The sequence below is a fragment of the Phyllobacterium sp. genome (genome assembly GCF_037994405.1).
GTDB lineage: Bacteria > Pseudomonadota > Alphaproteobacteria > Rhizobiales > Rhizobiaceae > Phyllobacterium.
In genome coordinates, this window is record NZ_JBBNAN010000161.1 from 1 (window position 1) to 5,743 (window position 5,743).

Annotated in this window: 5 protein-coding genes; 3 read left to right on the forward strand and 2 right to left on the reverse strand. The window is 59.4% G+C overall.

Translation table 11 applies throughout. The features are described 5' to 3' along the window. Positions 1 to 877: LysR family transcriptional regulator (locus tag AAAC48_RS09565; RefSeq protein ID WP_340653955.1), on the reverse strand; the 877-nt coding region annotated here is incomplete at its 3' end. A gap of 139 nt (positions 878 to 1,016) precedes the next feature. Between AAAC48_RS09565 and AAAC48_RS09570 the strand changes: the two genes are divergently transcribed. Genes AAAC48_RS09570 through glcF form a run of 3 tightly spaced genes read left to right on the forward strand, consistent with a single transcriptional unit; the run spans position 1,017 to position 5,060 of the window. Beyond that, a complete protein-coding gene (locus AAAC48_RS09570) occupies positions 1,017 to 2,513 on the forward strand; it encodes an FAD-linked oxidase C-terminal domain-containing protein (RefSeq protein WP_340653956.1) in 1,497 nt (498 codons plus the stop codon). A 2-nt stretch (positions 2,514 to 2,515) separates the two neighbouring features. Further along, the gene (locus AAAC48_RS09575) at positions 2,516 to 3,727 is read left to right on the forward strand and encodes an FAD-binding protein (RefSeq protein ID WP_340653957.1); all 1,212 of its coding nucleotides are present in this window, start codon (positions 2,516 to 2,518) and stop codon (positions 3,725 to 3,727) included. Between the two features lies 1 nt (position 3,728). Next, on the forward strand, positions 3,729 to 5,060 hold the full coding sequence (glcF, locus tag AAAC48_RS09580) for a glycolate oxidase subunit GlcF (protein WP_340653958.1): 1,332 nt from the start codon (positions 3,729 to 3,731) through the stop codon (positions 5,058 to 5,060). Positions 5,061 to 5,136: 76 nt separating this feature from the next. Here glcF and AAAC48_RS09585 read toward each other — a convergent pair. Beyond that, positions 5,137 to 5,743 (reverse strand): L,D-transpeptidase (locus AAAC48_RS09585; RefSeq protein WP_340653959.1); only part of this gene is annotated, 607 nt, incomplete at its 5' end.

Consider the following 5,743-nt stretch of genomic DNA (forward strand, 5'->3'; position numbering starts at 1 on the left):
TTGGCCCATAAAGCGCTGCCAGGTAGTCGATGAACAGCCGCACTTTGGCGGGAAGGAATTGCCGCGAGGGATAAACGGCATAGATCGCGACATTGCGTGACGCCGCGTAATCTTCGAGGACGCGCACGAGAAGGCCGGACGCCAGTTCCGGCCCGATATCCCAGGTCGAGCGCAGCGCAATGCCAAGGCCGCCGAGCACGGCCTCACGCACAACCTCGCTCGAATTTGTAAGCAGCGGGCCCGATGGGCGCCAGATGACGGCGCCGAAAGGTCCGACAAGCCGCCAGGGATCGCCATTATGTGCAGCAAGGCAGACATGGTTTTCAAGGTCGGAAAAGGACTTCGGTACGCCATGTTGCGCAACATAGCGCGGTGCAGCGACAAGAAAGCGCTCCACACGTGCCAGCTTGCGCGCAACGAGACTTGAATCGGAGAGTTCGGCGATGCGGATGGCAAGGTCATAGCCTTCGCCGACAATATCGACGAATTCATCGGCAAGAACGAGATTGACGGAAAGGTCGGGGTTCGCGCGCATGAATGGCTCGAGATGCGGAGCGATATGCATGCGCCCGAACGTTGTCGGCACAGCGACCTTTAGCATCCCGTGCGCCTGTTCCGAACGGCGCGAGACGAAGGCTTCGGCTTCCTCGACACCTGAAAGGATAGCCAGCACCCGCTCATAATATCCTTGGCCGGTTTCGGTCAGGGCGATCTGCCGCGTCGTACGCTGCAAAAGCCGCGTACCGAGCCGCTCCTCCAACCGTCGCAGCCGTTTGGAAACGACGGCTGGCGACAGGCCAAGCTCGCGTCCGGCCGCCGACATGCTTCCGGCAGAAACCACGCGCGCAAAGATTTCCATATCGTTGAATTCGCTCATGCGCGCACTCTTTCGGGCGAAGAATGATAAGGTCAAGTGCAAATGCTACAGTTTGGCCCAGCCATCTTTACAAGGCTGAAGCACAAGAGGTAAAGATAATTTACCAGTGGTGCCGAGGAGCGCCTGAAAGGGAGATTTCATGTCCGGATTGACGATGCCCAAAGCCGATGACGCGACCATGTCTCGCCGTGCGGACATCGTTGCGGCGTTGCAAGACATTGTCCCGGGCGAAGGGGTGGTCGATGTCACCAATGAGATGCGTGCCTTCGAAACCGATGCACTGACCGCCTATCGCCAACTGCCGCTGGTGGTCGTTCTGCCGCAAACGGTGGCGCAAGTTTCGCGTGTCCTCAAATATTGCCATGAAAACAATGTGAAAGTGGTTCCGCGCGGCTCGGGGACGTCATTGTCGGGCGGCGCCCTGCCGCTGGAAGACGCAGTGCTGCTGGTCATGTCGCGCTTCAACCGCATCCTGGAAATCGACTATCCGAACCGCGCGGCCGTGGTGCAGCCGGGTGTGACCAACCTCGGCATTACCAAGGCCGTCGAGCATGAGGGTTTCTATTACGCGCCGGATCCATCGTCGCAGATTGCCTGTTCGATTGGGGGCAATGTCGCGGAAAATTCCGGCGGCGTGCATTGCCTGAAATACGGGCTCACCGCCAATAATGTGCTCGGCCTTGAAATGGTGCTGATCACCGGCGAGGTCGTGCGGCTCGGCGGGAAGCATCTGGATTGCGAAGGCTATGATCTTCTCGGTCTGATGACGGGCTCGGAAGGGCTGCTCGGCGTCGTCACGGAAGTGACTGTTCGCATCCTGCAGAAGCCGACCACTGCGCGCGCATTGATGGTGGGCTTTCCGACAAGCGAGGAAGCCGGCCAATGTGTCGCCGATGTCATCGCCGCCGGTATCATTCCGGGCGGCATGGAAATGATGGACCGGCCCGCTATCCACGCGGCCGAAGATTTCGTTCACGCAGGCTACCCGCTCGATGTGGAAGCCCTGCTGATCATCGAACTGGATGGTCCCGCGGTCGAAGTTGATCATCTGATCAGCATGGTTGAGGCCATCGGCCGGAAAAATGGTGCAACAACCTGCGTGGTCTCGCAAAGCGAAGAAGAACGCTTGTCGTTCTGGGCGGGGCGCAAGGCCGCGTTTCCGGCGGTCGGGCGCATTTCGCCGGACTATCTGTGCATGGACGGCACGATCCCGCGAAAAGAGCTGCCCAAAGTGCTGGCAGGCATGCGGGAGCTATCGGAGAAATATGGCCTGCGCGTCGCAAACGTCTTTCACGCTGGCGATGGCAATCTGCATCCGCTTATTCTCTACGATGCGAACATCCCTGAGGAATTGCATAAGGCTGAGGATTTCGGTGCCGACATCTTGCGGCTTTGCGTCAAGGTCGGCGGCGTGTTGACAGGTGAGCATGGTGTCGGTGTAGAGAAACGCGATCTGATGCCGGAAATGTTCAATGAAACTGATCTTAACCAACAGATCCGGGTCAAATGCGCCTTTGATGACAAGCATTTGCTCAATCCTGGCAAAGTTTTTCCGCAACTGCACCGCTGCGCCGAACTTGGCCGGATGTATGTGCATCGCGGACAGGTGCCATTTGCCGACATTCCGAGATTTTGAGCGTGACCACCTTTAACCCCAAGACAGAAGGTGAAATCGTCGATGCGGTTTTATGGGCGCTCGCCGAACAGGCGCCTGTTGAAGTCGTTGGCCAAGGCTCCAAGCGCGATCTCGGCCGTCCATTACAGACCGAGCACACGATAGCGCTATCGGACTATTCGGGCATTACGCTTTACGAACCCGACGAATTGGTCTTGAGCGCCAGGGCCGGAACGCCAGTTGCCGAGCTTGAAACTTTGCTCGCCGCCAATGGCCAGGCATTTCAGTTCGAGCCGATGGATTATGGGCCGCTGTTAGGGCTGCCTGCCGGACAGGGCAGCCTCGGTGGTCTCCTGGCAACCAATCTGTGTGGCCCGCGCCGCCTGAAGTCCGGCTCGGCGCGTGACCATGTGCTGGGCGTACGTGTGGTTTCGGGTCGCGGCGAGCTGTTCAAGTCCGGCGGTAGAGTCGTTAAGAATGTGACCGGCTATGATCTGTCGAAGGGGATGGCCAACTCATGGGGCACGCTTGGGATCGCGACGGAAATCACCTTCAAGGTTTTGCCTGCTCCCGAAACCGAGACCACGCTTGTCGTCCGTGGCCTCGCCGACGACGAAGCTGCGCGCGCCATGGCAATTGCCATGGGCTCAAGCGGCGAGGTGGCTTCCGCCGCGCATTTGCCGGCCAACGTGGCAGGGCGCGTCATTAATGGCGCGCTGAAAGGCGATGCCTCAACTGTGCTGCGTCTCGAAGGCTTTGCGCCCTCGGTTGCTGACCGCGCAACCATGTTGAAGAATTTGCTGGCATCGGCTGGAGTGATCGATGACGTCTCAGGCGATATATCGCGCAAGCTCTGGCGCGAAATCCGCGATGTCATGCCGTTTGCTGATGGCACGCAACGCCCGGTCTGGCGGGTTTCCATGGTGCCGATGGAAGCCTACAAGCTTGTCGCGTCCCTGCGCATGGGCGCCGCTGTCGATGCTTACTATGATTGGCAGGGTGGTCTGGTCTGGCTGCGCATGGAAGGCGAGCCGGAAGCCGAAGCCGTGCGTGCGCTGATCCGCAAATATGGCGGCGGCCACGCAACCCTGGTTCGTGCCCCGACCAGCATACGAGCCGCGCTGCCAGTATTCGAACCGCAGCCAGCGCCCCTCGCGGCCCTTTCAAAGCGGCTCAAGCAGCAGTTCGATCCGAGCGGAATATTGAACCCGGGCCGCATGGTCGCAGGAGTATAGCGTGCAGACAAACTTTACCCCCGAGCAATTACTGGACCCAGGTGTCGCCGAGTCGGAAAAGATCCTGCGCAAATGTGTGCATTGCGGCTTCTGCACCGCTACCTGCCCGACCTATGTTACGTTGGGCAATGAACTCGACAGCCCGCGCGGGCGTATCTATCTGATCAAGGACATGCTGGAAAACGGTCGCGCTGCAGACGAGCAAATCGTCAAGCACATCGATCGCTGCCTCTCATGCCTTGCGTGCATGACAACCTGCCCCTCGGGCGTCAATTATATGCATCTCGTCGACAATGCCCGTGCCCACATTGAGAAGACCTACAAGCGGCCAGCTGTGAATCGCCTTACCCGCGCCTTGCTGGCTTTTGTCCTGCCGCATCCCGGCCGTTTTCGCTTTGCACTCAATGCTGCAAGACTTGGCCGTCCGTTTTCCCCCCTGTTCCGGTCTGTTTCAGCGTTGAAGCCTGTGGCGGCGATGCTCGAGCTTGCACCCAAATCCGTCCCGGCGAAATCGCGCTTTGCCGAAGCGGGCTCATACGCACCGCAAGCAACAAGACAGGGCAGGGTCGCAATCCTGACCGGTTGCGCCCAGCCGGTTCTGAAACCCGGAATCAATGAGGCGACAATCCGCCTTCTGACGCGGCTTGGCATCGAAGTCGTCGTGCCAAGGGGCGAGCGCTGTTGCGGATCATTGGTGCACCACATGGGCCGGGAAGAAGAGGCGCTTGATGATGCACGTCGCAACGTCGATGTCTGGACGCGCGAGCTTGACGCAGGCGGCCTTGATGCGATTGTTGTGACAGCGTCGGGCTGCGGCACGACGATCAAGGATTATGGCTACATGCTGCGGCTCGACCCCGATTATCGGGACAAGGCAGCGCGCATTTCTGCCTTGGCCAAGGACATCACGGAATATCTCACAACCCTCGATTTGCCCGCACCAGAACATCCGGCAGGCCTCACGGTTGCTTATCATTCCGCCTGTTCGCTGCAGCATGGCCAGAAGATCACGCGTCAGCCAAAGGATTTGCTTAAAGCAGCGGGTTTTGTCGTCAAGGAACCGGCGGAAGGGCATCTTTGCTGCGGTTCGGCCGGGACCTACAACATCATGCAGGCCGAGATCGCCCGCACGCTCCGAGACCGCAAGATCAAGAACATCGAGGCGACAGGAGCAAGCCTCATCGCCACCGGCAATATTGGCTGTATCACTCAGATCGCCAGCGGTTCGAAGCTGCCGATCGTGCACACAGTAGAGTTGCTGGACTGGGCCTATGGCGGCCCGAAGCCGGAAAGTGTGCCTGCACCGAAGCCGTTTCAGCACGCGGCAGAATAAAAAGGGCAGCGGCCCAAGGAGTGTGAACCGCTGCCCGTTTTCCGGCACCGCCCCCGGTGCCGGCCCCCACTAACTGCTACCTTACGATCACCTTGGTGCCGACATTGACCCGCTCGTAGAGGTCGGTGACATCTTCATTGCGCATGCGGATACAGCCGCTGGATACGGCGTGGCCAATGGTCCAGGGGGCATTGGTGCCGTGAATGCGATAAAGCGTTGAACCGAGATAAAGCGCGCGTGCGCCAAGCGGATTGGCGACACCACCTTCCATATGGGCCGGTATGTAATGTCCCTTCAGTCTCTCTCGCTCGATCATGGATGCAGGTGGATTCCAGCCAGGCCATTCGGCCTTGCGGCTGATTGTGTTGGTGCCAGACCAGCCGAAGCCTTCCTTGCCGACGCCAACGCCATAGCGTTGAGCGGTTGCGCCTTGTTCTACGAGGAACAGGAAGCGTTGCGATGTGTCGATGATGATTGTGCCAGGTTTCTCCGGGCCATCATAGGCAACGGTCTGTGGCAGAAACCTTGGATCCATGCCTCGCTTTTTCGGCTGGACGTCATTGGCCGGCGGCCCAGGGCGTTGGAACGACACCTCTTTGACCGCAGGATTGCCAACGATGTCGCGGCGTGCAGCGTGACGGTCCCGCTGTTTGGCAATTCCCCGCACGGGCGACTGGCTGAAG